Origin of the sequence: Cellulomonas xiejunii, from assembly GCF_024508315.1 — a bacterium.
Taxonomy (GTDB): domain Bacteria; phylum Actinomycetota; class Actinomycetes; order Actinomycetales; family Cellulomonadaceae; genus Cellulomonas; species Cellulomonas xiejunii.
The window spans coordinates 2,143,157-2,167,634 of record NZ_CP101987.1 but is presented as its reverse complement, the minus strand read 5'-3'; the positions used below and the strand labels follow the sequence as shown (position 1 = coordinate 2,167,634).

The following is a 24,478-nucleotide window of genomic DNA, read 5'->3' as shown; positions in this document are numbered from 1 at the left end:
TCCGGAGGTCTGTTCGTGGATGTTCCCCTGTGGGCGTGGGCCGTCACCGTCGGCGTCATCCTGCTCATGCTCGCCGTCGACTACGTCGGCCACGTGCGCTCGCCGCACGAGCCCACCCTGCGCGAGTCGGCCTGGTGGTCGGCCGGGTACGTGGGCGTCGCGCTCCTCTTCGGGGTGCTGGTGTGGGGCGTCTGGGGCTCGACGTACGGGGCGGAGTACTTCGCCGGCTACGTGACCGAGAAGAGCCTGTCGGTCGACAACCTGTTCGTCTTCGTCCTCATCATGGCCAGCTTCCGGGTGCCGCGGCTGTACCAGCAGAAGGTGCTGCTCATCGGCATCACCATCGCGCTCGTGCTGCGGACGGTGTTCATCTTCGTCGGCGCGGCGATGATCGAGAACCTGTCATGGATCTTCTACATCTTCGGTGCGTTCCTGCTCTACACCGCCTGGACCCAGATCAAGGCCGGCCGCGAGGATGACGACGAGTACCACGAGAACAGCGTGCTGCGCTGGACGCGCCGGGTGTTCCCGACCACCGACGACTACGTGGGCGACAAGATGTTCGTGCGCCGCGACGGCACGCGCTTCATGACCCCGATGCTCATCGTGATGATCGCCATCGGCACCGCGGACATCATCTTCGCGGTCGACTCGATCCCCGCGATCTTCGGCCTCACCCAGGAGACCTACCTCGTCTTCGCGGCCAACGCGTTCTCTCTCCTCGGTCTGCGCCAGCTGTTCTTCCTCATCGACGGGCTGCTCGACAAGCTGGTGTACCTGTCGTACGGCCTGGGTGCCATTCTCGGGTTCATCGGGATCAAGCTCCTCATCCACGCGCTGCACACCAACGAGCTGCCCTTCATCAACGGCGGCGAGCACGTCACGGCCGTCCCGGAGATCGGGACGTGGGTCTCGCTCGGCGTCATCGTCGGCACCCTCACGGTGACGACGGTGCTGTCGCTGCGTCGCACGCGTCTCGACGAGGCGGCCGCCGCGCGTGCGGCCTCCCGCGCGCAGACCCACGGTCTGGCGTCCGACGCCGACGAACGCCCCGAGGGCCGGGCGTGACGTGACGCGGGAGCTGCCGGTCGCCTTCGAGGTCGCGACGCTCGTCGCGGTCGTGGCGATCCTCCTGCTGGACCTGGCCGTCGTCCGCCGTCGTCCCCATGTGCCGGGGATCCGCGAGAGCGTCGTCTGGGTCGTCCTGTACGTGGCGCTCGCGCTGGTGTTCGCCGGCGTGCTGGCGCTCGTCGGTGGACCCGTGCCCAGCGGCGAGTTCCTGGCCGGCTGGCTGACCGAGTACAGCCTGTCGGTCGACAACCTCTTCGTGTTCCTGCTCATCATGTCGAGCTTCGCCGTGCCCCGGGACCAGCAGCAGCGGGTGCTGATGGTGGGCATCATCGTCGCGCTGGTCCTGCGCGCCGTGTTCATCGTCGCCGGTGCCGCGATCATCGAGCGGTACACGTGGGTGTTCTACGTGTTCGGGGCGTTCCTGGTGTGGACGGCGGTCAAGCTGGTCCGCGAGGGCGTCGGGGGTGGCGACGAGACGTACGAGGAGAGCCGGCTCGTGCGCGCGGTGCGCCGCATCCTGCCGATGTCCCCGACCTACGACGGCGGCAACGTCCGCACCGTGCACGAGGGCCGGCGCGTCTTCACGCCGATCGTGGTGGTCTTCGTGGCCATCGGCACGACCGACCTGCTGTTCGCGTTCGACTCGATCCCCGCGGTCTTCGGCCTCACGCACGACCCGTTCATCGTGTTCACCGCGAACGTGTTCGCGCTCATGGGGCTGCGGCAGCTGTACTTCCTGCTGGGAGGACTCCTCGACAGGCTCGTCTACCTGCCCTACGGGCTGGCCGCGATCCTGGCGTTCATCGGGGTCAAGCTCGTGCTCGAGGCGCTCGCGACCAACTCGCTGCCGTTCCTCAACGGGGGCGCACCTGTGGCATGGGCGCCCGTGGTGCCGACGTGGCTGTCGCTCGTGGTCATCGCCGGCGCGCTCGGGGTCGCCACGGTCGCCAGCCTGCTCCGTTCGCGCCGAGGCGCCGCGTCCCCGCCGCGCGCGTCGACCCCGCACGCCCCGGCAGCGCCGTGACGCACGGGCCGGCCCACGCCTCAGGAGGCGGGGGCCGGCCGACGCCTCAGGAGGCGGACGTCGCCCAGGGGCCGAGGACGAGGCTCCAGCCGCGCACCTCGGTCGCGGCGACGAGGCCCTCGCGCGCGAACGGGTCCTGCGCGAGCACGGCGCGCAGCGCGCTCTCGTCGGGAGCCTGCAGGACGAGCAGCGCGCCGGGCTCCCCGTCGGTGAAGGGTCCGGAGCCCAGCAGGACCCCCGCGGTGGCGAGCCCGGCGAGCCAGGCGCGGTGCTCGGGACGGACCGCGTCGCGGACCTCGGCCCGCTCGTCGTAGGTGTAGCGGACGGCGTAGGTGCTCATGACGCCATCCTGCCCGAGCGTGCCGCACGCTGGTCGCGACCGACCACGGCGCGCGATGGCAGAGTGGCCGCATGGCTCGCTCGCTGCGCACGCTGCTGACCGACGACCTCCTCGCGGGGATCCACGCCCGTGCCGACGCGCACGACCGGGACAACACGTTCCCGCACGACGACCTGGCCGACCTCGTGGCGGCGGGCTACCTGCGGGCGTTCGTGCCCGAGCATCTCGGCGGGTCCGGTCTGTCGCTCGAGGAGGTCGCCCGCGAGCAGGTCCGCCTCGCGGGGGCCGCCCCCGCCACGGCCCTCGCGGTCAACATGCACCTGGTGGTCACGGGGCTCGCCGCGCTGCTCGTCGCGCGGGGCGACACGTCCGTGGAGTTCGTCCTGCGCGACGCTGCCGCGGGTGAGGTCTTCGCGTTCGGCAACTCCGAGGCGGGCAACGACCTCGTCATGTTCGGGTCACGGACGCGGGCCGTCCCGCAGGCCGACGGCGGCTACCGGTACCACGGCACGAAGATCTTCACCTCCCTGTCGCCGGTCTGGACGCGCCTGGCGACCTTCGGCCTGGACGACTCCGACCCCGACGACCCCCGGCTCGTCCACGCGGTCGTCGCCCGCGACGGCGGCGGCGTCGAGGCTCGTGACGACTGGGACGCGCTCGGCATGCGCGCGTCGCAGTCGGCGACGACCGTGCTCGACGGGGCGTACGCACCGGCCGACCGCGTCTGCCGGCGTCTGCCCGTCGGGCCGTCGGCCGACTCGTTCGTGTTCGCGCTCTTCGCCGTCTTCGAGACGCTCCTGGCCGCCGTGTACACCGGCATCGGGCGCCGGGCGCTCGAGCTGGGCATCGGGCACGCCCGGCGCCGCACCTCGTTCAAGCACGGCGGTCGCTCGTACGCGCAGGACCCCGACATCCGTTGGCGCATCGCGGATGCGGCGCTGGCGCAGGACGGCGCCGAGCTGCAGGTGTTCGCGCTCGCGCGAGACGTCGACGAGCAGGTCGACCACGGTTCGCGGTGGTTCGCCCAGCTCGTCGGGCTCAAGGTCCGCGCGACGGAGACCGCGCGGGTCGTCGTCGACCTCGCGCTGCGGGTCTCCGGGGGAGGGGCGTACTTCACCGGCAGCGAGCTCGCGCGGCTGTACCGCGACGTGCTGGCCGGCATCTACCACCCGTCCGACGACGAGTCCGCGCACGCGACGCTCGCGACCTCCGTGCTGGGCGCACCCGAGGAGGGCTGAGCCTCACCAACCGCGCGCGGCCCACTCCGCGAGGTGTGGACGCTGCTCGCCGAGGGTGGTGTCGTCGCCGTGCCCCGGGTAGACCCACGTGTCGTCGCGGTACCGGTCGAAGACGCGGGTCGTCACGTCGTCGAGCAGCTGCGTGAACCGGTGCGGGTCACCCTGGGTGCTGCCCACCCCGCCGGGGAACAGCGAGTCTCCGGTGAAGAGGTGCACGCGGCCCGGCGCCGCACCGGGCACCGACACGTCGTCGGGCTCGGTGAGTGCCAGCGCGACCGAGCCGGGGGTGTGGCCGCGCAGGGCGACGACGTCGAGCACGAGCCGGCCGACCGCGAGGCGGTCGCGGTGCAGCAGCCGGGTGTCCACGGCGTGACCCGTGGCCTTCTCGACCGCCTCCGCGTCAGGCGCCCCCGCGGCGAGCCGTGCTCCCGTGACGGCAAGGACGGAGGCGACGGCGCCGAGGTGGTCGCGGTGCTGGTGGGTGACGACCACCACGTCCAGCCGGGCCGACGCGGACCCCTCGCGCACCAGGGACAGCAGACGGTCCGGGTCGGTCGGCGCGTCCACGAGGAGCTGGGCGCCCGTGCGGCGGCACGTGACCAGGTACGCGTCGTTGTCCATCGGGCCGACCGACGCCTTGCGGATCTCGGCCTCGTCGAGCACCCGCACGGCGCTGGGTCCACCGGGTTCGACCCGGCCCGTCCAGCCGAGCCCGCTCACGGCGCCACCGCCGACGCCGCCACCGCGGCCCGCCGTGCCGCCAGGTCGTGCCGGTGCGCCGCCCGGACGAGGGCGAGGTGGGACAGCGCCTGCGGCACGTTGCCCACCATGCGACGCGCCACCGGGTCGTACTGCTCGGCGAGCATGCCCACGTCGTTCGCCAGCGGGACGAGCACGTCGAGCACCGCGGTCGCGCCCGCGACGTCGTCGGCGCGCGCCAGTGCGTCGGCGAGCCAGAACGAGCAGGCGAGGAAGGGGGCCTCCGCCCCCTGCAGACCGTCATCGGTGCGCTCCGTGCGGTACCGCAGCAGCAGGCCGGGCGCGACCTCGAGCTCCTCACGCACCGCGGCGATGGTGCCGCGCGCGTGCGGGCCGTCGGCGGGGACGAACCCCACCTGCAGGACCTGGAGCAGCGAGGCGTCCGTGTGCCGCGCACCGTAGTGCTGCACGAAGGTGCCGCGCTCGGGTGACCACCCGTGCTCGAGGACGTCGGCCCGGATCTCCTCGCGCACCCGGCGCCACCGCGCCACCGGCCCGGGCAGGCCGTGCGTCTCGACCGCGTGGACCGCGCGGTCCAGCGCCGCCCACGCCATGACCTTCGAGTGGGTGAAGTGCCGGGGGGCGCCCCGCACCTCCCAGATGCCGCGGTCCGGCTCGCGCCAGGTGCTCGCCAGGTCGTCGACGAGCAGCCGCTGCAGCGCCCAGGTGTCGGCCGTCTCGGAGAGCCCTGCCTCGCGCGCCATCGCGAGCGCGGACATGACCCCGCCCAGCACGTCGTGCTGCACCTGGCCCACGGCGGCGTTGCCCAGGCGCACGGGACGGGACCCGGCGTAGCCCGGCAGGTGCGCCAGCTCCATCTCCGGCAGGCGGCGCCCACCGTCGACGCGGTACATGATCTGCACGTCCTTCGGGTCGCCCGCGACGGCACGCACGAGCCAGTCCCGCCACTGCGTCGCCTCCTGCCGGAAGCCCTGCTCGAGCAGGGCCTCCAACGTCAGGGCCGCATCGCGCAGCCAGCAGTAGCGGTAGTCCCAGTTGCGCTCACCGCCGAAGGTCTCCGGCAGCGACGTCGTCGACGCGGCCACGATGCCGCCCGTGGTGGTGTCGGACAGCAGTCGCAGGACGAGCAGCGAGCGGACCACTGCCTCGCGGTACGGTCCGTCGTAGGTGCAGTCCCGGGCCCACAGGCCCCAGGCGACCGCGGTGGCGTCGACGCGGTCCGGCACGGTCAGCCGCGGTGGGACCGGTTCCCACGAGTGGACCCACGTGAGGGACAGCTCGACGCTCTCGCCCGCCCGCAGCGTGAAGCGGTCCCGGTGACGGTGCGCGTCGGGGCGGGGGAGCCGGTCCCCGCGCAGGACGAGCGAGTCCGGTCCGGCGACGGCGCGGATCGTCTCGCACCCCTCCTCGTCGGTCTCCCGCCGGACCCACGGCTGGACGCGCCCGTACCCGAACCGCACCACCCACTCGTGCTCGACCTCCACCTCACCGTGCGTGCACTCGAGGCGTCGCACGACGTCGGCCCGCCCGTCGCCCAGCGGCATGGCCTCGGTCACGACCGCCGTACCACGTGGCGCCCGGTAGGTGGTCTCGAGGACGAACGAGTCGCCGCGGTACCGGCGCGTCACCTCGGTCGCGTCGGGCACCGTCAGCAGCCACCGGCCGTGGTCGGGGGTCCCGAGCAGGGCGGCGAAGCAGGCGTCGGAGTCGAACCTCGGTAGACACAGCCAGTCCACCGAGCCGCGCCGTGAGACGAGCGCGGCGGTGTGGCCGTCACCGAGGACGGCGTAGTCCTCGATCGGCACCTGCGCGCCGGGGAGGTCCGAGCCGACAGGCTGGGGGGTCGGTAGTGCGCTCATCGGCCCCAGCATGGCCCGCCCCGGCATCCTCCGCTCGTCGTGCTCACCACCCCGGGCGGGCGACGTCACACGTCGAACACGTGTGCGATCGTCGGTGCTCGCACGTAGACTCGTCGGCTGTGACCCATCCTCTGTCCGACCGTCTCGTGGTCCGTGGCGCCAGGGAGCACAACCTCCGCAACGTCGACCTGGACCTGCCGCGCGATGCGCTCATCGCCTTCACCGGCCTGTCCGGCTCCGGCAAGTCGTCCCTCGCGTTCGACACGATCTTCGCCGAGGGGCAGCGCCGCTACGTCGAGTCGCTCTCGGCGTACGCCCGCCAGTTCCTGGGGCAGATGGACAAGCCGGACGTCGACTTCATCGAGGGCCTGTCGCCGGCCGTGTCGATCGACCAGAAGTCGACGAACCGCAACCCCCGCTCGACCGTCGGCACGATCACCGAGGTCTACGACTACCTCCGGCTGCTCTTCGCGCGCGCCGGGACGCAGCACTGCCCGGTGTGCGGCGAGCGCGTCACCGCGCAGACCCCGCAGCAGATCGTCGACCGGCTGCTCGAGCTCCCCGACGGCACGCGGTACCAGGTGCTCGCACCCGTGGTCCGCGGGCGCAAGGGCGAGTACGCGGACCTTTTCCGCGAGCTGCAGGGCAAGGGCTTCTCGCGCGCGCGGGTCGACGGCGAGGTGGTCCAGCTCGCGTCCCCGCCGACGCTGGAGAAGAAGCTCAAGCACGACATCGACGTGGTCGTCGACCGCCTGGTCTCCCGGGAGGGCGTGCAGCGGCGCCTGACGGACTCGGTCGAGACGGCGCTCGGCCTCGCGGGCGGCCTGCTCGTCGTGGAGCTCGTCGACGCCGACGCGGACGACCCGCAGCGCGAGCGGCGCTTCTCCGAGAAGCGCGCGTGCCCGAACGACCACGTGCTGACGCTCGAGGAGGTGGAGCCGCGGACGTTCTCCTTCAACGCGCCCTACGGCGCCTGCCCCGAGTGCACAGGGCTGGGGTCACGCCTCGAGGTGGACCCCGACCTGGTGATCCCCGACGACGACCTGTCGCTCGCGCAGGGTGCGGTCGCGCCCTGGGCGCAGATGTCGTCCGAGTACTTCCAGCGCGTCCTGTCCGCGCTCGCGTCGGACCTGGGCTTCTCGATGGACACCCCCTGGCGGGCGCTGCCGCAGCGGGCACGTGACGCGGTGCTGCACGGCCAGAACCACGAGGTCCACGTCAAGTACCGCAACCGGTGGGGCCGCGAGCGGCAGTACTCGACCGGCTTCGAGGGGGTCATCACCTTCCTCCAGAGGCGCCACGCCGAGACCGACTCGGAGTGGAGCAAGGAGAAGTACGAGGCGTTCATGCGGGAGGTGCCCTGTCCCACGTGCGACGGGACGCGCCTGAAGCCCGAGGTCCTCGCGGTGAAGATCGACGGTCGCTCGATCGCGGACGTGTGCGCGCTGCCGATCGACGAGGCGCGGGACTTCATCGCAGATCTCCAGCTCGGGGAGCGCGAGCGGGCGATCGCGGCGCAGGTGGTCAAGGAGATCCAGGCGCGGTTGGGGTTCCTGCTCGACGTCGGGCTGGACTACCTGTCGCTCATGCGTCCCGCGGCGACGCTCTCCGGCGGGGAGGCGCAGCGCATCCGGCTCGCCACCCAGATCGGCTCGGGGCTCGTCGGGGTCCTCTACGTGCTGGACGAGCCGTCGATCGGCCTGCACCAGCGCGACAACCGGCGGCTGATCGACACCTTGACGCGGCTGCGCGACCTGGGGAACACCCTCATCGTCGTCGAGCACGACGAGGACACCATCCGCACGGCCGACTGGATCGTGGACATCGGGCCGGGCGCGGGTGAGCACGGCGGTCGGGTCGTGCACTCCGGCGACCTGGAGGGACTCCTGGCGTCGCAGGAGTCGGTCACGGGTGCGTACCTGTCCGGCCGGCGTTCGATCCCGATGCCGGCCGTGCGTCGGCCCGTGGACCCGTCCCGTCAGGTGACGGTCGTCGGGGCGCGGGAGAACAACCTCCGCGGGATCGACGTGTCGTTCCCCCTCGGTGTGCTGACCGCCGTCACCGGGGTCTCCGGTTCAGGCAAGTCCACCCTGGTCAACGGGATCCTCTACACCGTCATGGCGAACGAGCTCAACGGCGCGCGCCAGGTCGCCGGCCGGCACAGGCGCGTCACCGGTCTGGACCAGCTGGACAAGGTCGTGCACGTCGACCAGGGCCCGATCGGTCGCACGCCGCGGTCCAACCCCGCGACGTACACGGGGGTCTGGGACCACGTCCGCAAGCTGTTCGCGGAGACCACCGAGGCGAAGGTGCGCGGCTACACGCCCGGGCGCTTCTCGTTCAACGTCAAGGGTGGCCGCTGCGAGGCGTGCTCGGGGGACGGCACCCTGAAGATCGAGATGAACTTCCTGCCGGACGTCTACGTGCCGTGCGAGGTGTGCCACGGGGCCCGGTACAACCGCGAGACGCTCGAGGTGCACTTCAAGGGCAAGACCGTCGCCGACGTCCTGGCGATGCCGATCGAGGAGGCGGCCGAGTTCTTCGCGGCCGTCCCGGCGATCTCCCGGCACCTGCGGACCCTCGTCGACGTCGGGCTGGGCTACGTCCGGCTCGGGCAGCCGGCGCCGACCCTGTCGGGCGGCGAGGCGCAGCGCGTCAAGCTGGCTGCCGAGCTGCAGCGCCGGTCCACGGGGCGCACGATCTACGTCCTGGACGAGCCGACGACCGGCCTGCACTTCGAGGACATCCGCAAGCTCCTGGGAGTCCTGCAGTCGCTGGTGGACAAGGGCAACACCGTCCTGGTGATCGAGCACAACCTCGACGTCATCAAGAACGCCGACTGGGTGGTCGACATGGGGCCGGAGGGTGGCTCCGGTGGCGGGACGGTCGTCGCGCAGGGCACCCCCGAGCACATCGCGAACGTGCCCGAGAGCCACACCGGCCGGTTCCTCGCCGAGGCTCTGGAGCCCGCGCGGGTCGAGGTGGCCGTCTGACCGACGCGGTCAGGCGGGGCGCTGCTCGTACGTGAGCGGAGCGGCCTCGTGGCGCACGGGGAAGTTGACGGACCGGGCGATGAAGCAGTGCTCCTGCGCCCGGTGGTGGATCCCTGCGAGCAGGGCGCCGTCGACGGCCGTGCCGTCCGCGAGCGTCGGGTTGCGGACGGTGACGCGGGGACGGAGCACGACCTCGGTGAACCGACCGTGGCCCGCCGCCTCGATCCGCATCGTCCCCGACGCCGCGTCGGTGTAGCCGACCACGACGACACCGGCGCTGGCGGCGAGGTGCAGGAACCACAGCATGTGGCACTGCGACAGCGCACCGACCAGCAGGTCCTCGGGCGACCAGCGGTCCGGGTCGCCCCGGAAGCCGGGGTCCGACGTGCCGGGCAGCGGCGGCCGCCCACCCGACGTCAGCAGGTGGTCGCGCCCGTAGGAGGTGTACGTCGCCGTGCCCTCGTCGCCGGCGCCGGTCCACGTCAGGTCCACCGAGAACTGGTGCAGGAGCTGTGCCATGCCCCGACCCTAGTGGCGCCGGTCACACCCGCGGGTGCGTACGCGCCCGCGGCGCCTGCGCAGGCTCGCGCTGTCGGCGCCGGGACTTAGGCTCGGACGCATGGCCGATCCCGCGACCTACCGACCGGCGCCGGGCGAGATCCCTGACGCACCGGGCGTCTACCGGTTCCGGGACGAGCACGGCCGTGTCGTGTACGTGGGCAAGGCCAAGAGCCTGCGCAACCGGCTGAACAGCTACTTCCAGGACATCGCCGGGCTGCACCCGCGCACGCGGCAGATGGTGACGACCGCCGCCGCCGTCCAGTGGACCGTCGTCGGCACCGAGGTCGAGGCCCTGGCGCTCGAGTACACGTGGATCAAGGAGTACGACCCGCGGTTCAACGTGAAGTACCGCGACGACAAGTCCTACCCGTACCTCGCCGTCACCATGGCGGACGAGGTGCCGCGCGTGCAGGTGATGCGGGGCGCGAAGCGACGCGGCACGCGCTACTTCGGGCCCTACGCGCACGCCTGGGCGATCCGCGAGACGGTCGACCTGCTGCTGCGCGTGTTCCCCGTGCGGACGTGCTCGGCCGGGGTCTTCAAGCGAGCCCGCCAGCAGGGCCGGCCGTGCCTGCTCGGGTACATCGACAAGTGCTCGGCCCCGTGCGTGGGCAGGATCGGGGTCGACGAGCACCACCAGCTCGCCCAGGACTTCTGCGACTTCATGGCCGGTGACACCGCGCGGTTCACGCGACGCCTCACCCGGGCCATGAAGGAAGCCGCCGCCGAGCTCGACTACGAACGTGCCGCGCGCCTGCGGGACGACATCAAGACCCTCGAGAAGGCCACCGAGCGCAACGCGGTGGTGCTCTCGGACGGCACCGACGCGGACGTCTTCGCCCTGGCGGGCGACGAGCTGGAGGCCGCCGTCCAGGTGTTCCACGTCCGCGACGGCCGCATCCGCGGGCAGCGAGGGTGGGTCGTGGAGAAGGTCGAGGACATCGACGACGCCGCCCTCGTCGAGCACCTGCTGCAGCAGGTGTACGGGAGCGAGGACCCGGAGGCCGCGACGGCGTCCGTGCCGCGCGAGGTGCTCGTGCCGGTGCTGCCGACGGACGTCGAGCAGGTCCAGGCGTGGCTCACGGGCCTGCGGGGCAGCAGGGTGCAGGTGCGGGTGCCGCAGCGCGGGGACAAGCGCGAGCTGGCCGCGACGGTGCTGCGCAACGCGGAGCACGCGCTCGCGCTGCACCGCACGCGGCGAGCCGGTGACCTCACGAGCCGCAGCATGGCCCTGCGGGAGATCCAGGAGGCGCTCGACCTGCCGAGCGCTCCCTTGCGCATCGAGTGCTACGACGTGTCCCACAACCAGGGGACGTACCAGTCGGCGTCCATGGTCGTGTTCGAGGACGGCCTCGCGCGCAAGAACGAGTACCGGCTGTTCACGGTCCGCGGCCCGCAGGGGCAGGGGGCGCGCGATGACACCGCCGCCATGCACGAGGTCATCACGCGACGCTTCCGGCGGTACCTCGCGGAGCGCGCGGACTCCCACGACCCGGAGCTGGGCGACGACGCCGAGGACGACGTGCCACGCACGGGGCCCGTCGACGAGCGGACCGGCCGACCGACGAGGTTCGCGTACCCGCCGAACCTCGTGGTCGTCGACGGTGGACCGCCGCAGGTGGCCGCCGCCGCGGCGGCGCTCGCCGAGCTCGGCATCGACGACGTCGCGCTGTGCGGCCTGGCCAAGCGGCTCGAGGAGGTCTGGCTGCCGGGGGAGGAGTACCCCGTGATCCTGCGCCGCGCGTCGGAAGGGCTCTACCTGCTGCAGCGGGTGCGCGACGAGGCCCACCGGTTCGCGATCACCGCGCACCGCAAGCGGCGCAGCAAGGGCATGACCGTGTCCGTCCTCGACGACGTCCCTGGCCTGGGACCGGCACGCAAGGCCGCGCTGCTGCGGCACTTCGGCTCGGTGAAGCGGCTGCGCGCGGCCAGCGCCGAGGAGATCGCGACGGTGCCCGGCATGGGGGAGCGCACGGCGCAGGCGGTCGTGGCGGCGCTCGCGACGCCGGCGGACCCGGGGACGGACGTCTCCGCCGCGCTGCCCGGCGGGTCCACGGAGCCGGGGGACGGCGAGCCTGGCATCCTGGGGGCATGAGCGAGCCCTCGCCGATCACGGTGCCGCAGGGCATCCCCGCCCTCGAAGCGGCTGCGGAGGCCCCCGTCCTGGAACAGCCCCAGGTGCTGGTCATCACCGGCATGTCCGGCGCGGGTCGCACGCGCGCGGACGCCGTGCTGGAGGACCTCGGCTGGTACGTCGTCGACAACCTTCCGGCGCAGATGCTCACCCACCTCGTCGGCATGCTGACGAGCGGACCGGTCGGTACCGGTGCGCGCCGGCTCGCCGCGGTCATCGACGTGCGCGGCCGGGAGTACTTCGCTGCGCTGACCGGTGTCCTGGACCACCTCCAGGGCAGCGGAGTCGAGCTGCGCCTGCTGTTCCTCGACGCGTCGGACGAGGTCCTGGTCCGCCGGTACGAGCAGGTGCGCCGTCCGCACCCGCTGCAGGACGAGGGGCGGATCCTCGACGGCATCGCGCAGGAGCGGGCCCTGCTCTCGGACCTGCGCGAGCGCGCGGACACGGTGATCGACACCTCCGACCTCAACGTCCACGACCTGGCTCGCGTCGTGCGCGCCGGCGTCGCGGGCCCCGCGGACGACGTGCTGCTCCTGTCGGTGCTGTCGTTCGGCTTCAAGTACGGGATCCCCCTGGACGCCGACCACGTCGTGGACGTCCGGTTCCTGTCGAACCCGTACTGGATCACCGAGCTGCGTCACCTGTCCGGCAGGGACGCGCCCGTGCGCGACTACGTGCTCGGCCTGCCGGGCGCCACCACCTTCGTCGACCGCTACGTCGACGCGCTCGAACCCGTGCTCGCCGGCTACCTGCACGAGGAGAAGCGTTACGCGACGATCGCGGTGGGCTGCACGGGCGGCAAGCACCGGTCCGTCGCGATCAGCGAGGCGATCGGGGCGCGACTGCGCGACCGCGGCCACCGGGTGCAGGTGACGGCGCGGGACCTGGGCAAGGAGTGAGCGAGCCGTCGCAGGCCCGGTTCGGGGACCCGATGCGTCCCGCCGTCGTCGCGCTCGGCGGCGGCCACGGGTTGTCGGCGGCGCTGTCGGCGCTGCGACTCATGACGGACCGCATCACGGCCGTCGTGACCGTCGCCGACGACGGCGGGTCCTCCGGGCGGCTCCGGGAGGAGATGGGCGTGCTGCCCCCCGGTGACCTGCGGATGGCCCTGGCGGCCCTGTGCGACGACTCCGACTGGGGCCGGACGTGGCGGGACCTGATGCAGCACCGGTTCGCGACCGACGGGCCGTTGGACCACCACTCTGTCGGCAACCTGCTGATCGTGGCGCTGTGGGAGCTGCTGGGTGACACGGTCGACGGGCTCGACCTGGTCGGACGCCTGCTCGGTGCCCGCGGCCGGGTGCTGCCGATGGCGTCGGTCCCGCTGTGCATCGAGGCGGACGTCCGCACGGCGCAGGGCCGGTGCGAGGTCGTGCGTGGCCAGACGCACGTGGCCGTGACCCCGCACCGCATCGAGCACCTGCGGCTGCACCCCGCCGACCCGCCGGCCTGCCCGGAGGCCGTCGCGGCGGTGCGCGAGGCCGACTGGGTCGTCCTGGGCCCGGGATCCTGGTACACGTCCGTCCTGCCCCACCTCCTGGTCCCGCAGCTGCGCGCCGCGCTCGTCGAGACGCCGGCGCGGATCGTCGTCGTGCTCAACCTGACGCCGGACAACGAGACGGCCGGTATGCGAGCCGTCGACCACCTCGAGGTGCTGCGCGCACATGCCCCGGAGCTGGCCCTGCACGCCGTCGTCGCCGACCCGGGGTCGGTGGACGACGTCGGCGAGCTCGCGGACCTCTGCGCGGCGATGGGGTGTCGACTGCTGGTCCGGCAGGTCCGACGTGGCGACCAGAGTGCGGTGCACGACCCGCTGCGTCTCGCAGCCGCGCTGCGTGACGTCGTGGAGGACTACCTCGGGGACGTCGGGACTCGAGCCGGCCGCGCGGTCGGCAGTCGCGACTCCGACGGGTGACGGGTCACAGGAACGTCACGACCACCCGGGCGGCAGTGGCAGGATGACGCCATGGCGCTGACAGCACAGGTGAAGGACGAGCTCGCCCGGCTGAAGGTGGACAAGACGTCCTGCCGCAAGGCGGAGATCTCTGCGACCCTGCGGTTCGCCGGGGGCCTGCACATCATCTCCGGGCGCATCGTCATCGAGGCCGAGCTGGACACGGGCATCGCCGCCCGCCGGCTTCGCCAGGCGATCACCGAGATCTACGGTCACGAGAGCGACATCATCGTCGTCTCCGGCGGCGGTCTGCGCCGCGGCAGCCGCTACGTCGTGCGGGTGGTGAAGGACGGCGAGTCGCTGGCCCGCCAGACCGGTCTGCTGGACAACCGCGGCCGACCCGTCCGCGGCCTGCCGCCGCAGGTCGTCTCGGCGGGCGTGGGCGAGGCGGAGGCCGCCTGGCGGGGCGCGTTCCTCGCACACGGGTCGCTCACCGAGCCCGGACGCTCGTCCGCTCTCGAGGTCACGTGCCCGGGTCCGGAGGCCGCGCTCGCGCTCGTCGGGGCCGCACGTCGGCTCGGCGTCGCCGCCAAGGCGCGGGACGTGCGCGGTGTCGACCGTGTCGTGATCCGCGACGGCGACGCGATCGGCGTGATGCTGACGCGTCTCGGTGCGCACGACGCGATGCTCGTGTGGGAGGAGCGGCGCGTGCGCCGCGAGGTCCGTGGCACGGCGAACCGGCTCGCGAACTTCGACGACGCCAACCTGCGTCGTTCCGCGCGCGCGGCGGTCGCGGCCGGCGCCCGCGTGGACCGCGCGTTCGAGATCCTCGGGGACGACCTGCCGGAGCACCTGCGGCAGGCCGGTGAGCTGCGGCTCGCGCACAAGGAGGCGTCGCTCGAGGAGCTCGGCAAGCTCGCCGACCCGCCGCTGACGAAGGACGCGGTCGCGGGGCGTATCCGGCGGCTGCTCGCCACGGCGGACCGACGTGCCGCGGAGCTGGGGATCCCCGACACCGAGGCGGGCCTGAGCCCCGATCTGCTCGACCTGTGACACGACGCCGCTGCGGCGGCAGGCCGCGCGGGTGCCGCGGGGATGGTCCAGCATGCGAAAGGCGTCCCAGGGTGGACCTTCGTCTTGGGCGGGGCGTGTGCCTCGGGGTATAGGCTCGGGGTCATCCGATCGCAACGAGGACGCAACGCGCTGGGCACGACCCGGCCCGTGACGGTCAGTGGCGGTCGGGACGCACAGCGGCGTGCGTGACCGAACACCAACTGTGTGCGCCGGCTTTGATCGGCGCGTGCCGAGGAGGGCAAGTGACCATCAAGGTCGGCATCAACGGCTTCGGCCGCATCGGGCGCAACTTCTACCGCGCCATCATCGCCTCGGGGGCCGACATCGAGATCGTCGGTGTCAACGACCTGACGGACAACCACACCCTGGCGCACCTGCTCAAGTACGACACGGTCCTCGGCCGCTTCCCGCTGAGCGTGGACTACGACGACGAGAACATCATCGTCGACGGCAAGAAGATCCGGGCACTGGCCGAGCGCAACCCGGCCGACCTGCCCTGGGGCGAGCTGGGCGCGGACATCGTCATCGAGTCGACCGGCTTCTTCACGGACGCCACCAAGGCGAAGGCGCACATCGACGCCGGCGCCAAGAAGGTCATCATCTCGGCCCCGGCCAAGAACGAGGACGCCACCTTCGTCGTCGGTGTGAACCACACCGACTACGACGCTGCGGCGCACCACATCATCTCGAACGCCTCGTGCACCACGAACTGCCTCGCCCCCGTGGCGAAGGCGCTCAACGACGCGATCGGCATCGAGCGTGGTCTCATGACCACGATCCACGCGTACACGGGCGACCAGAACCTGCAGGACGGCCCGCACCGCGACCTGCGTCGTGCGCGTGCCGCTGCGCAGAACATCGTCCCGACGACGACCGGCGCCGCCAAGGCCGTCGCGCTCGTCCTGCCGGAGCTCAAGGGCAAGCTCGACGGGTTCGCGCTGCGCGTCCCGACGATCACCGGCTCGGCCACGGACCTGACCTTCACCGCCTCGCGTGAGGTCACGGTCGAGGAGGTCAACGCCGCGGTCAAGGCTGCCGCCGAGGGTGAGATGAAGGGCACGCTGAAGTACACCGAGGACGAGATCGTCTCCTCGGACATCGTCACCGACCCGCACCAGAGCATCTTCGACGCGAAGCTCACCAAGGTGAGCGGCGACCTCGTCAAGATCGTCGCCTGGTACGACAACGAGTGGGGCTACTCCAGCAGCCTCGTGAAGCTCACGGAGTACGTGGGCGCGCGTCTCTGACGTACGTCACGCTCTGAGGCAGTCCATGCGTCCGCGTGCGCCGAGGCCACCGGCCCGGCGCACGCGGACGCTGCTGTGTCCGGGGCCGTAGCGCCCCACACCGTGCCCCCGCGCAGGCGGGGGCGACCCAGGCCGCCGGCAACGCCGGCGGCAGGTAGGTAGGAGATCATGAAGACCATCGACGACCTCGGCGACCTGCGCGGCAAGCGCGTGCTCGTCCGCTCCGACTTCAACGTGCCGCTCGACGGCACGACCATCACCGACGACGGCCGCATCCGCGCCGCGCTGCCGACGCTGCAGGCGCTGCTCGCCAAGGGCGCGCGTGTCGTGGTCGTGGCGCACCTCGGCCGCCCCAAGGGCACCCCGGACGCCAAGTACTCCCTCGCGCCCGTCGCGGCACGCCTCGGTGAGCTCCTCGGCCAGCCCGTCGCGCTGGCCGAGGACCTCGTCGGCGAGTCGGCGAAGGCCACGGTCGCCGGCCTGGAGGACGGCCAGATCGCCCTCCTCGAGAACGTGCGCTTCGACGCCCGCGAGACCTCGAAGGACGACGCCGAGCGCGGCGCCCTGGCCGACGAGCTCGCGTCGCTCGTGGACGCGTACGTCTCCGACGGCTTCGGCGTCGTGCACCGCAAGCAGGCGTCGGTCTACGACGTCGCGCAGCGGCTGCCGCACGCGGTCGGCCAGCTGGTCCTCAAGGAGGTCGAGTCGCTGCGCAAGGCGACCGACGACCCGGCGCGCCCGTACGTGGTCGTGCTCGGCGGCTCGAAGGTCTCCGACAAGCTCGGTGTCATCGAGAACCTCCTGAGCAAGGCGGACCGCCTGCTCATCGGCGGCGGCATGCTCTTCACGTTCCTGGCCGCGCAGGGTCACCCGGTGGGCAAGAGCCTGCTCGAGGAGGACCAGATCGACCGCGTCAAGGGCTACCTGGCCACGGCGAAGGAGAAGGGCGTCGAGATCGTCCTGCCCGTCGACGTCGTCGTCGCGCCCGAGTTCAAGGCCGACGCCCCGGCGACGGTCGTCGACGTCGACGCGATCCCGGCCGACCAGATGGGCCTGGACATCGGCCCGAAGACGGCCGAGCTGTTCGCGTCGAAGATCGTCGACGCGAAGACCGTCGTCTGGAACGGTCCGGCCGGTGTGTTCGAGTTCGAGGCGTTCGCCGCCGGCACGCGTGCCGTCGCGCAGGCGCTGGTGGACGCGGGCCGCAACGGCGCCTTCACGATCGTCGGCGGCGGTGACTCGGCCGCGGCCGTGCGCACGCTCGGGTTCGACGAGGCCGACTTCGGCCACATCTCGACCGGCGGCGGTGCGTCGCTGGAGTTCCTGGAGGGCAAGATCCTCCCCGGTATCGCGGTCCTGGAGGACTGAGACGTGGCAACGACCCGCACCCCGCTGATGGCGGGCAACTGGAAGATGAACCTGGACCACCACCAGGCGACGCACACGCTGCAGAAGCTCGCCTGGACGCTCAAGGACGCGAAGCACGACTTCGCGGCCGTCGAGGTCGCGGTCCTGCCGCCGTTCACCGACCTGCGCAGCGTGCAGACGCTCGTCGACGCCGACAAGCTCGAGATCGTCTACGGCGCCCAGGACGTGTCGGCGCACGAGTCGGGTGCGTACACCGGCGAGATCTCGCCGCTGTTCCTCGCGAAGCTGGGCGTGACCTACGTGGCCGTCGGCCACTCGGAGCGCCGCCAGTACCACCACGAGGACGACGCGATCGTCAACGCCAAGGTGAAGTCGGCGCTCGGTGCCGGGCTCGTCCCGATCCTGTGCGTCGGCGAACCGCTCGAGGTCCGCGAGGCCGGCGAGCACGTCGCGCACACCCTCGCGCAGCTCGAGGGCGCACTCGCCGGCCTGTCGGCCGAGCAGGTCGCGGGCCTCGTGGTCGCGTACGAGCCGGTGTGGGCCATCGGCACCGGCAAGACGGCCACGCCGGACGACGCGCAGGAGCTGTGCGCGGCTGTCCGCGGCAAGGTCGCCACGCTGTACGACCAGGCCACTGCGGACGCGGTCCGTGTGCTGTACGGCGGGTCCGTGAAGTCCTCCAACGTCGCCGAGATCATGGCGAAGCCTGACGTCGACGGCGCCCTGGTCGGCGGCGCGAGCCTCGACCCGGAGGAGTTCGCCAAGATCGCGCGGTACCAGGCGCACACCGTCGCCTGACCCCCGACCGGGGCCGGGACGCCGCACCTGCGGTGCCCCGGCCCCGGGCCCTGGCGTCCCACGGACTGCGTGGTGGTGGAACGTACCGCCCCGCGTCGCCTACCCTGTACCGCGGTCACCAAGTCGGCGCACGTGCCGACGACCGCACCGGCACGACATGCGACGACGCCGACCACGGCACCGGCGCACCGCTGCACCGAACCGCCCGAGTGAGGAACCCCACCGACGTGACTGGTCTTCGTATCACCCTCCAGGTGCTGCTGGTTCTCACCAGCCTGCTGCTCGTCCCGCTGGTGCTGCTGCACAAGGGCAAGGGCGGCGGCCTGTCCGACATGTTCGGCGGCGGCATCACCGCCGGCGCCGGCTCGTCGGGTGTGGCGGAGCGCAACCTGAACCGCATCACGGTGACCGTCGCCCTGCTGTGGACGGTCATGATCGTCCTGCTCGGCCTGGTCGAGAAGTTCTCGGAGTAGGGGGGCCTGGCCATGGCGAGCGGGAGTGCGATCAGGGGGTCGCGCGTCGGAGCCGGCCCGATGGGCGAGGCCGAACGCGGTGACGCAGCCCCGCGCGTGTGGATCTCCTACTGGTGCGCGAACGGGCACGAGACGCGGCCCAGCTTCGCGGAGGAGGCTGCCGAGGAGGCACCCGTCACGTGGGACTGCCCCCGCTGCGGCTTCCCGGCAGGGCAGGACCCGGAGTCTCCGCCCGCACCGGTGAAGAACGAGCCGTACAAGACCCACCTCGCGTACGTGAAGGAGCGTCGCAGCGAGGAGGACGGGGCAGCGATCCTCGACGAGGCGCTCGCAGCACTGCGTGCTCGGCGGGGTCGTTGAGCCCCACGCGCAGCCACCGGCACTGACGCCGGTCGGCCACCACGACGTCGCGACGGCGCCGCACCCCACGGGTGCGGCGCCGTCGCCGTTCACCGGCTGGCCGTCGCCGCGCCGGGCAGCCGGGGTCAACGGACACGTAGCAGCGCGAACCCGTCGTAGCCCTTCTCGCCGACCGTCTGCACGACCGTGCCGTCGAGCCGGTCGTCGGCCGCGGCGCGCTCGTAGAAGGCGCGCACGCCCTGCACCCGGTCGTCGGGGTGCTCGGGGTCGACCACGGCACCGTTGCGCACTACGTTGTCGACCACGACGAGGGTGCCCGCCCGGGACAGCGCGATCGCGCGGTCGACGTACTGCGCCAGCTGCTGCTTGTCCGCGTCGACGAACACGAGGTCGAACGGGTCGGTCCCGGACGCGACGAGGCGGTCGAGGGAGGCGAGGGCGGGTCCCACGACGAGCTCGACGCGGTCCTGCAGGCCGGCGTCCTGCAGGGACCGTCGGGCGACGGCCGCGTGCTCGGCGTCCAGCTCCAGGGTCACGACCGTGCCGTCCGCGGGCACCGCCTGCGCGAGCCACCACGTGCTGTACCCGCCGAGCGTGCCGATCTCGAGGACCCGCCGGGCGCCGACGGCGCGCGCGAGCACGTCCAGGAGACGTCCCTGGGCGGCGCTCACGGCGATGTCGGGCAGCCCTGCGTCCGCGGCGGCGGCCTGCACGGCACGCGCGGCCGGCGGCTCGTCGACGAGGGGGGCGACGTACTCGTCGACCGCGGCCCACGCGCGCTCCGCGCCGGAGGCGCTGCGGGGACGCAACCCGCCGTCGGCGGTGCCGCCCGGGTGCCCCGGGTCCACTGACGCGTCGGCGGTGGGCAGGTCCGCGGCCGACGCCAGGTCCAGCAGCCAGACGGTGCGCTCGCTGCCGTAGGCGCCCGCTGCGGGGGTCTCGCGGACGTCGTCCCCCGCGAGGGCGCGGGCGACGGCGGGTGCCTTCTCGGCGCCGGCGGCGACGACCCACACCTCACGCGCGGAACGGATCAGCGGGAACGTCAGGGAGACCCGCTCCGGCGGCGGCTTGGGGGAGTGGTGCTCGGCGACGACGACTGCGTTGGCCTCGAAGAGCGACGGACGCCCGGGGAACAGGGAGGCGACGTGCCCGTCGGGACCCATGCCGAGCAGGAGGACGTCGAGCTGCGGCGCGACCCCGTCGCCGCCCGCGTGCGCGCGCAGCTCGGCCGCGTAACGTCGCGCGGCGCTCTCGCCGTCGGGGACGTCGGGGGACAGCGGCGGGACGGGGTGGACGTTGCCGACCGGCAGCGCGTCGCCCAGGGTGTCGATGAGGGCCTCACGGGCCTGCGTCTCGTTCCGGTCCGGGTCGCCGTCCGGGAGGAAGCGCTCGTCGCCCCACCACAGGTGCACGCCGCTCCAGTCCACGGCGTCGCGCGCGGGGGAGGCGGCTACTGCCCGCAGGGTCGCGATGCCCACGGTGCCACCCGTGAGGACGACGTGCACCGGCGACCGGTGCGACTGGAGGTCGACGAGCCGCGTGAGCAGGCGGGCGGCCGTCGCGGCGGCCAGCACGTCGGCGTCGGGGTGGACCAGGACCTCGGGTGGGGCGGGGCTCATGCGTCTCCTCCAGTACCCGGCACCGCCGGGCTCGTCGGGCGGGGTGGCGCCGGCGGCCGGGTGCCGTTGCGGTGTCACGTGTCGATGCGGGCGAGGCCCTTCTGCAGGACGTCGCCGTAGACCTCGTCGGCGTCGAGGCGCCGCAGCTCCTCGACCAGGCACTCGCGGAGCTGGCGGATCGGCAGCGCGATGCGGTGCTCGGGCTGGTCCGGCTGACGCAGGGCGGCCGTCTTCCCGTCGGGACGGTCCAGCACGATGTCGCCCGACGTGCGCTGGAGCCGGACCTGGGTGATCGCCGGCGCACCGGGGACACGCTCGATCTCCACGGGGCACCGCAGCGACTGGGCCAGCCACGCGGCCATGAGGTCGACGGAGGGGTGCGTGCTCTCCCCGACGACCACGGCACGGTGCACGGGCTCGAACGGCGGCTGGTCCAGCGTGGCGGCGATGAGTCCCCGCCACAGCGTCGCGCGGGTCCACGCCAGGTCGGTGTCACCGTCCGCGTAGACGCGCGCGAGGTCGCGCAGCGCGCGCCCGGGTCGTGGGCACGCGGAGGTGTCCGTGATGCGGCGCTGCGCCATGCGGCCCAGCGGGTGCTCGGACGGGTTGGCGGGCACGTCGTAGGGCCACCACACGACGATCGGCGCGTCGGGCAGGAGCAGCGGCATCACGAGGGTGTCCACGTGCCGCGTGACGCCGCCCGAGATGCGCAGGACGACGACCTCGCTGGCGCCCGCGTCCCCGCCGACCCGGATCTGGGCGTCGAGGCTCGACGTGCGCTGGCCGGTGGGCTCGGTGATGACGATGATGCGGCACGGGTGCTCGCGGCTCGCCGCGTTGGCGGCCGCGATGGCCTCCTCGGGGTCGTGCGCGTCGGCGTCGATGATGAGCGTCAGCACCCGGCCGAGCGCGATCGCTCCGCCCTCGTCGCGCACCTTGACCAGGCGCCGGTTGATGTCCCGCGTCGTGGTGTCCGGCAGGTCGATGATCACGGCAGCCTCCAGGCACGCCCGTCGCGGGCCATCATCTCGTCGGCGGACGCCGGGCCCCACGTGCCGGCGCGGTACTCGTCCGGCTTGCCGTGCGAGGCCCAGTAGGCCGTCACGGGATCGAGGATCTTCCAGGACAGCTCGACCTCGTCGTGCTGCGGGAACAGCGGCGGGTCGCCGAGCAGGACGTCGAGGATGAGGCGCTCGTACGCCTCGGGCGACGACTCGGTGAAGGCGTGGCCGTAGCCGAAGTCCATGGTCACGTCGCGCACCTCCATCGCGGTGCCCGGGACCTTGGCGCCGAACCGCAGGGTGACGCCCTCGTCCGGCTGGACGCGGATGACCAGGGCGTTCTTGCCCAGCTCGGAGGCCGCGGTGGCCTCGAACGGCAGGTGGGGAGCCTTCTTGAAGACCACGGCGATCTCGGTGACCCGGCGGCCCAGTCGCTTGCCGGTGCGCAGGTAGAACGGCACGCCGGCCCAGCGCCGGGTGTCGATGTCCACGCGGATCGCGGCGTACGTCTCGGTCGTGGAGTCGGGGTTGAACCCCTCCTCCTGCGCGTAGCCGACGACCTTCTCGCCACCCTGCCACCCTGCGGTGTACTGCCCGCGGGCGGTGTTCCGACCCAGGTCGCGGGGCAGCCGGACGGCCGAGAGCACCTTGGTCTTCTCGGCTCGCAGGGCCGCCGCGTCGAACGAGACCGGCTCCTCCATCGCGGTGAGGGCGAGCAGCTGCAGCAGGTGGTTCTGGATGACGTCGCGGGCGGCGCCGATGCCGTCGTAGTACCCGGCCCGGCCACCGATGCCGATGTCCTCGGCCATCGTGATCTGTACGTGGTCGACGTAGTTGCCGTTCCAGATGGGCTCGAAGAGCTGGTTCGCGAAGCGCAGGGCCAGCAGGTTCTGGACCGTCTCCTTGCCCAGGTAGTGGTCGATCCGGAAGATGTCGTCGGGCCGGAAGACCTGCGACACGATGTCGTTGAGCTCGCGTGCCGACTCCAGGTCGTGGCCGAACGGCTTCTCGATGACGACGCGGCGCCAGGTGCCCTCCTTCGGCTGCGAGAGGCCGGACCGGGCGAGCTGTTCGCACACCACCGGGAACGAGCTGGGCGGCACGGAGAGGTAGAACGCGTGGTTCCCGCCCGTGCCACGCGTGACGTCGAGCTCCTCGACGGTCTGGCTGAGCCGGTCGAAGGCCTCGTCGTCGTCGAAGGTGCCCTGCACGAACCGGATGCCCTCGGACATCTGCCGCCAGGTGGCCTCACGGAACGGGGTGCGCGCGTGCTCCTTGACGGAGTCGTGCACCACCTGCTCGAAGTCCTGGGTCTCCCAGTCCCGGCGTGCGAAGCCCGTCAACGCGAAGCCCGGGGGCAGCAGCCCCCGGTTCGTCAGGTCGTACACCGCGGGCATGAGCTTCTTGCGGGCGAGGTCGCCCGTGACCCCGAAGATCACGAGCCCGCAGGGTCCGGCGATGCGCGGGAGCCGGCGGTCCCGCGGGTCCCGCAGGGGGTTCTGGTCCGGTGCGACCTTCGCCGGGCTCACCTGCCCGCCTCGGCGGGCCCGGCTGCGCGCGCGAGGCCCGCCTCGACCGTGGTGAGCAGCTCGGCCCAGGACGCCTCGAACTTCTGCAGGCCCTCGACCTCGAGCTGCTCGGTGACGTCGTCGACCGAGATGCCGAGCGCCTCGATGCGGTCGAGCAGCGTGGCCGACGCCTCCTGCGTGCCGGTGACGGTGTCGCCGCGCACGTCGCCGTGGTCCTCGACCGCCTCGAGCGTCTTCTCGGGCATGGTGTTGACCGTGCCGGCGACGACGAGCTCGTCGACGTACCGGGTGTCGGGGTACGCGGGGTCCTTGACCCCGGTCGACGCCCACAGGGGCCGCTGCGGGCGCGCCCCGGCCGCCGCCAGCGCCTGCCACCGCTCGCTCGTCACGACGTCCTGGTAGACGCCCCACGCGAGGCGCGCGTTGGCGATCGCGGCCGTGCCGCGCAGCGCAGCCGCCTCGTCCGTCCCGAGGGCGTCGAGCAGCGGGTCGATCGCGGCGTCGACACGCGAGACGAAGAACGACGCGACGGACGCGATGGGTGCCAGGTCGAGCCCGGCGGCGCGTGCCTGCTCGAGCCCGTCGACGAACGCGTCGAGGACCGCGCGGTAGCGCTGCAGCGAGAAGATCAGCGTGACGTTGACGCTGATGCCCTGGGCCAGCGCCGCCGTGATCGCGGGCAGCCCCTCGACGGTGGCGGGGATCTTCACGAACAGGTTGGGCCGCTCGATCTCCGACCAGAGGGTCTCGGCCGACGCGAGGGTGGCCGCGGTGTCGCGCGCCAGGCGCGGGTCGACCTCGATCGACACCCGCCCGTCGACCCCACCGGTGGCGTCGTGGACCGGGCGCAGCACGTCGCACGCGTCGCGCACGTCGTCGGTCGTGATCCGCATCACGGCCTCCTCGACGGCGGCGCCGGCGACGGCGAGCGCCCGCAGCTGTGCGTCGTACGCGTCGCCCTGTGCCAGTGCGGAGGCGAAGATCGTCGGGTTCGTCGTGACGCCGACGACGCCGCGGGCGACCAGGTCGCTCAGGCCCCCGGAGGCGATCCGTTGCCGGGACAGGTCGTCGAGCCACACGGCGACGCCCGCGTCCCGCAACGCGTGCAGGGGGTTGGTGCTGGAGGTCATGGTCGTTCCCCTTCGTCGCACGAGGTGCTTCGCGTCCTGCGCGTG

Annotated in this window: 21 protein-coding genes; 13 read left to right on the top strand and 8 right to left on the bottom strand. The window is 72.6% G+C overall.

What is annotated here, in order from left to right; genetic code table 11:
- Positions 1-15 precede the first annotated feature (15 nt).
- Positions 16-1,068: a TerC family protein gene (locus NP048_RS09930; RefSeq protein ID WP_227575458.1), complete on the top strand. Its 1,053-nt coding sequence runs from the start codon at positions 16-18 to the stop codon at positions 1,066-1,068.
- Position 1,069: 1 nt separating this feature from the next.
- Entirely contained in the window at positions 1,070-2,095 is a 1,026-nt protein-coding gene (locus NP048_RS09925) for a TerC family protein (protein WP_227575457.1), read from the top strand.
- A 46-nt stretch (positions 2,096-2,141) separates the two neighbouring features.
- Here NP048_RS09925 and NP048_RS09920 read toward each other — a convergent pair whose 3' ends face one another.
- On the bottom strand, positions 2,142-2,435 hold the full coding sequence (locus NP048_RS09920) for a YciI family protein (protein WP_227575456.1): 294 nt from the start codon (positions 2,433-2,435) through the stop codon (positions 2,142-2,144).
- Between the two features lie 71 nt (positions 2,436-2,506).
- On the opposite strand from NP048_RS09920, the gene NP048_RS09915 reads away from it, so the two are divergent.
- Positions 2,507-3,673, top strand: a complete 1,167-nt coding sequence (locus NP048_RS09915; RefSeq protein ID WP_227575455.1) for an acyl-CoA dehydrogenase family protein — start codon at positions 2,507-2,509, stop codon at positions 3,671-3,673.
- A gap of 3 nt (positions 3,674-3,676) precedes the next feature.
- Here NP048_RS09915 and NP048_RS09910 read toward each other — a convergent pair whose 3' ends face one another.
- Together NP048_RS09910 and NP048_RS09905 are read right to left on the bottom strand one after the other, a co-directional pair.
- The gene (locus tag NP048_RS09910) at positions 3,677-4,393 is read right to left on the bottom strand and encodes an MBL fold metallo-hydrolase (RefSeq protein ID WP_227575454.1); all 717 of its coding nucleotides are present in this window, start codon (positions 4,391-4,393) and stop codon (positions 3,677-3,679) included.
- Positions 4,390-6,252 (bottom strand): glycoside hydrolase family 15 protein, encoded by a 1,863-nt coding sequence (locus NP048_RS09905; RefSeq protein ID WP_227575453.1) that lies wholly within the window; start codon positions 6,250-6,252, stop codon positions 4,390-4,392. Before NP048_RS09905 ends, NP048_RS09910 begins: the two co-directional genes overlap by 4 nt.
- Positions 6,253-6,383: 131 nt before the next feature.
- Here NP048_RS09905 and uvrA point away from each other — a divergent pair, with 131 nt between their 5' ends.
- Complete coding sequence (gene uvrA, locus NP048_RS09900; RefSeq protein WP_227575982.1) at positions 6,384-9,245, top strand: excinuclease ABC subunit UvrA; 2,862 nt, start codon at positions 6,384-6,386, stop codon at positions 9,243-9,245.
- 9 nt (positions 9,246-9,254) lie between these two features.
- Here uvrA and NP048_RS09895 read toward each other — a convergent pair whose 3' ends face one another.
- Positions 9,255-9,764: an OsmC family protein gene (locus tag NP048_RS09895; protein WP_227575452.1), complete on the bottom strand. Its 510-nt coding sequence runs from the start codon at positions 9,762-9,764 to the stop codon at positions 9,255-9,257.
- 100 nt (positions 9,765-9,864) lie between these two features.
- Here NP048_RS09895 and uvrC point away from each other — a divergent pair, with 100 nt between their 5' ends.
- The 9 genes from uvrC (at position 9,865) to NP048_RS09850 (ending at position 19,154) form a co-directional block, all read left to right on the top strand.
- Positions 9,865-11,901: an excinuclease ABC subunit UvrC gene (gene uvrC, locus NP048_RS09890; protein WP_227575451.1), complete on the top strand. Its 2,037-nt coding sequence runs from the start codon at positions 9,865-9,867 to the stop codon at positions 11,899-11,901.
- Complete coding sequence (gene rapZ / locus NP048_RS09885) at positions 11,898-12,839, top strand: RNase adapter RapZ (protein ID WP_256769257.1); 942 nt, start codon at positions 11,898-11,900, stop codon at positions 12,837-12,839. Before uvrC ends, rapZ begins: the two co-directional genes overlap by 4 nt.
- 32 nt (positions 12,840-12,871) lie before the next feature.
- Complete coding sequence (locus NP048_RS09880; RefSeq protein ID WP_227575981.1) at positions 12,872-13,855, top strand: gluconeogenesis factor YvcK family protein; 984 nt, start codon at positions 12,872-12,874, stop codon at positions 13,853-13,855.
- Between the two features lie 51 nt (positions 13,856-13,906).
- The gene (gene whiA / locus NP048_RS09875; protein WP_227575449.1) at positions 13,907-14,887 is read left to right on the top strand and encodes a DNA-binding protein WhiA; all 981 of its coding nucleotides are present in this window, start codon (positions 13,907-13,909) and stop codon (positions 14,885-14,887) included.
- 263 nt (positions 14,888-15,150) lie between these two features.
- Positions 15,151-16,155 (top strand): type I glyceraldehyde-3-phosphate dehydrogenase, encoded by a 1,005-nt coding sequence (gene gap, locus NP048_RS09870; RefSeq protein ID WP_227575448.1) that lies wholly within the window; start codon positions 15,151-15,153, stop codon positions 16,153-16,155.
- Between the two features lie 168 nt (positions 16,156-16,323).
- A complete protein-coding gene (locus NP048_RS09865) occupies positions 16,324-17,523 on the top strand; it encodes a phosphoglycerate kinase (RefSeq protein ID WP_227575447.1) in 1,200 nt (399 codons plus the stop codon).
- A gap of 3 nt (positions 17,524-17,526) precedes the next feature.
- Positions 17,527-18,321 carry a triose-phosphate isomerase gene (gene tpiA / locus NP048_RS09860; protein ID WP_227575446.1) on the top strand — a complete coding sequence of 265 codons (795 nt, stop codon included), beginning with the start codon at positions 17,527-17,529 and terminating at the stop codon, positions 18,319-18,321.
- A 227-nt stretch (positions 18,322-18,548) separates the two neighbouring features.
- Positions 18,549-18,794, top strand: coding sequence for a preprotein translocase subunit SecG (gene secG / locus NP048_RS09855; RefSeq protein WP_227575445.1), 246 nt, complete (start codon positions 18,549-18,551; stop codon positions 18,792-18,794).
- A 12-nt stretch (positions 18,795-18,806) separates the two neighbouring features.
- Positions 18,807-19,154, top strand: a complete 348-nt coding sequence (locus tag NP048_RS09850; protein ID WP_227575444.1) for an RNA polymerase-binding protein RbpA — start codon at positions 18,807-18,809, stop codon at positions 19,152-19,154.
- Between the two features lie 125 nt (positions 19,155-19,279).
- Here NP048_RS09850 and pgl read toward each other — a convergent pair whose 3' ends face one another.
- From pgl to tal, 4 genes are all read right to left on the bottom strand, one after another.
- Positions 19,280-20,773: a 6-phosphogluconolactonase gene (gene pgl / locus NP048_RS19355; RefSeq protein ID WP_308054092.1), complete on the bottom strand. Its 1,494-nt coding sequence runs from the start codon at positions 20,771-20,773 to the stop codon at positions 19,280-19,282.
- A gap of 74 nt (positions 20,774-20,847) precedes the next feature.
- Positions 20,848-21,765 (bottom strand): glucose-6-phosphate dehydrogenase assembly protein OpcA, encoded by a 918-nt coding sequence (gene opcA, locus NP048_RS09835; RefSeq protein WP_227575443.1) that lies wholly within the window; start codon positions 21,763-21,765, stop codon positions 20,848-20,850.
- Complete coding sequence (gene zwf / locus NP048_RS09830) at positions 21,762-23,303, bottom strand: glucose-6-phosphate dehydrogenase (protein WP_227575442.1); 1,542 nt, start codon at positions 23,301-23,303, stop codon at positions 21,762-21,764. Before zwf ends, opcA begins: the two co-directional genes overlap by 4 nt.
- Entirely contained in the window at positions 23,300-24,433 is a 1,134-nt protein-coding gene (gene tal, locus NP048_RS09825; protein ID WP_227575441.1) for a transaldolase, read from the bottom strand. Before tal ends, zwf begins: the two co-directional genes overlap by 4 nt.
- Positions 24,434-24,478: the final 45 nt, after the last annotated feature.

Excerpts from the sequence above, each read along its gene's own strand:
- NP048_RS09920 (WP_227575456.1), bottom strand. The coding sequence starts at position 2,435 with ATGAGCACCTACGCCGTCCGCTACACCTACGACGAGCGGGCCGAGGTC.
- NP048_RS09895 (WP_227575452.1), bottom strand. The coding sequence starts at position 9,764 with ATGGCACAGCTCCTGCACCAGTTCTCGGTGGACCTGACGTGGACCGGC.
- uvrC (WP_227575451.1), top strand. The coding sequence starts at position 9,865 with ATGGCCGATCCCGCGACCTACCGACCGGCGCCGGGCGAGATCCCTGAC.
- NP048_RS09915 (WP_227575455.1), top strand. The coding sequence starts at position 2,507 with ATGGCTCGCTCGCTGCGCACGCTGCTGACCGACGACCTCCTCGCGGGG.
- tal (WP_227575441.1), bottom strand. The coding sequence starts at position 24,433 with ATGACCTCCAGCACCAACCCCCTGCACGCGTTGCGGGACGCGGGCGTC.
- NP048_RS09905 (WP_227575453.1), bottom strand. The coding sequence starts at position 6,252 with ATGAGCGCACTACCGACCCCCCAGCCTGTCGGCTCGGACCTCCCCGGC.
- pgl (WP_308054092.1), bottom strand. The coding sequence starts at position 20,773 with ATGAGCCCCGCCCCACCCGAGGTCCTGGTCCACCCCGACGCCGACGTG.
- NP048_RS09880 (WP_227575981.1), top strand. The coding sequence starts at position 12,872 with ATGCGTCCCGCCGTCGTCGCGCTCGGCGGCGGCCACGGGTTGTCGGCG.
- NP048_RS09865 (WP_227575447.1), top strand. The coding sequence starts at position 16,324 with ATGAAGACCATCGACGACCTCGGCGACCTGCGCGGCAAGCGCGTGCTC.
- NP048_RS09850 (WP_227575444.1), top strand. The coding sequence starts at position 18,807 with ATGGCGAGCGGGAGTGCGATCAGGGGGTCGCGCGTCGGAGCCGGCCCG.
- rapZ (WP_256769257.1), top strand. The coding sequence starts at position 11,898 with ATGAGCGAGCCCTCGCCGATCACGGTGCCGCAGGGCATCCCCGCCCTC.
- whiA (WP_227575449.1), top strand. The coding sequence starts at position 13,907 with ATGGCGCTGACAGCACAGGTGAAGGACGAGCTCGCCCGGCTGAAGGTG.